This is a genomic window from Hymenobacter agri (assembly GCF_054778495.1).
This window is the reverse complement of sequence record NZ_BAAGZM010000820.1, coordinates 1-1524: the sequence shown is the minus strand read 5'-3', so window position 1 is coordinate 1524 and position 1524 is coordinate 1. Positions and strand designations below refer to the sequence as shown.

3 protein-coding genes are annotated in these 1524 nt (G+C 66.3%); all 3 read left to right on the top strand.

Going from position 1 to position 1524, the window contains the following annotated elements; translation table 11 throughout:
• Window positions 1–301, top strand: a 301-nt coding sequence (locus tag ACYVDE_RS22485; RefSeq protein ID WP_460503766.1) for a hypothetical protein, incomplete at its 5' end; no start/stop codon positions are given.
• A 209-nt stretch (window positions 302–510) separates the two neighbouring features.
• Window positions 511–1047: a GNAT family N-acetyltransferase gene (locus ACYVDE_RS22480; protein WP_460503765.1), complete on the top strand. Its 537-nt coding sequence runs from the start codon at window positions 511–513 to the stop codon at window positions 1045–1047.
• Between the two features lie 153 nt (window positions 1048–1200).
• On the top strand, window positions 1201–1524 hold a 324-nt coding region (locus ACYVDE_RS22475; RefSeq protein ID WP_460503764.1), incomplete at its 3' end, for a hypothetical protein.

The following is a 1524-nucleotide window of genomic DNA, read 5'->3' as shown; positions in this document are numbered from 1 at the left end:
GTCGGGCCACGAAACCTCGGGCAATGGCTTGACGAACGACGGCAACGCAGCCGGCTTCGGTGGCGCTGGGGCCGGCGCGGCGGTGAACCCCGCGGCCGGCAGCGACTACTTCAACTCGCGCGATGGGGGAGGGGCCGGCACTTCGGAGCCCGACTACTTCTCCGATGCCAACACGGCCCCCGACAACTCGAACGACTTCTTCTCGTCGGACGACAGCAGCTCATCCTACGACGACACTTCCTCGGGCGACACCGGCGGCGGCGGCTTCGACAGCACCAACGACAACAGCGGCTCGTGGTAGCGAGCTAAGCTGCCTCGGGTAGCTTGAACGATTTCAGCAAAGAGGCTTCAGCGGCAATTGGCCCTGAAGCCTTTTTGCTTTTTGCTTGCGGGTGGGGCATATATTGGGCAGGCGCTATATCTTTCGCCAGCTTCGGCAATGGTGTGCGCTGGCCAACTCGGCCTGTCCGTTTGCCCGGGCATTTGTTTTCGATAGCAGCCCAACTCCTTATGCACCTCACTGCCCCCATTCTCGAAACCAGCCGCCTGCGCCTGCGCGGCTTTCGGGCCGAAGACTTCGAACCCTGGTTTGCGCTCAGCCGCACGCCGGCCTACTACCGCTATTTCGGCCCCGAGCCCATGCCCGCCGAAGAAGTGTGGAAGCTGCTGCTGCGCAGTGCCGGGCACTGGGTCATCATGGGCTTCGGTTTCTGGGCCGTGGAGGAGAAGGCCAGCGGCCGCTTCGTGGGGGCCGTGGGTTTCCTGCGCCTGCACCGTGCCATCGACCCGCCGCTGGGCGACGCCCCCGAAATCGGCTGGGTGATGGACCCCGCCATCCACGGCCAAGGCTACGCCAGCGAGGCCGTGGAAGCCGCCCTGGCCTGGGGCCAAAGCCACTTCGGCCCCGTGCGCACGGTGTGCATCATCGACCCCGGCAATGAGCCCTCGCTGCGCTTGGCCGCCAAATTTGGCTACCGCGAATACGCCCGCGCCACCTACCACGCCGCGCCCATTGTGCTGCTGGAGCGGCCCGGGCAGCCCGCGTAGCGCCGACATTACCAGCGCCAGGCAACCCGCCAGCTGCGGCTGCATCTGCTGCGTTTAGCCGGCGCGGCTGCGTTGGCTGTTACCCTCACCTTCTTTCTGCAACCCCTTATGCGCTCTTTTCTGAAACGCCGGCTCCTCCCTGGGCTCCTGTCGATGCTGGCGTTGCTGCTCCTGCTGGCGGCCGCGCCGGCCTCGGTATTCGCCCAGGTGCCGGGTGGTGCCCCCGCTACTAGTGCGCCGGCCGCTGCATCGGCTGCCGCTACTCAAACGCCGGTGGCGGCGGCGGCCCCGTTCAGCGTGGAAGCGACCCATGCCTACCTAAACACCCTCACGCCAGCTCAGAAGGCCAAGTCGGACGCGTATTTCGAAGGCGGCTACTGGCTGCAGCTGGTTGATTTGCTATATGGGCTGGCCGTGGCGGTAGTGTTTCTGCGGCTGGGCCTGGGGCGCTGGCTGCAGGCCCGCACGCAGCGCCTG

Bases quoted from the DNA above. Each gene is read 5' to 3' on its own strand.
- ACYVDE_RS22480 (WP_460503765.1), top strand. From the start codon at position 511: ATGCACCTCACTGCCCCCATTCTCGAAACCAGCCGCCTGCGCCTGCGC.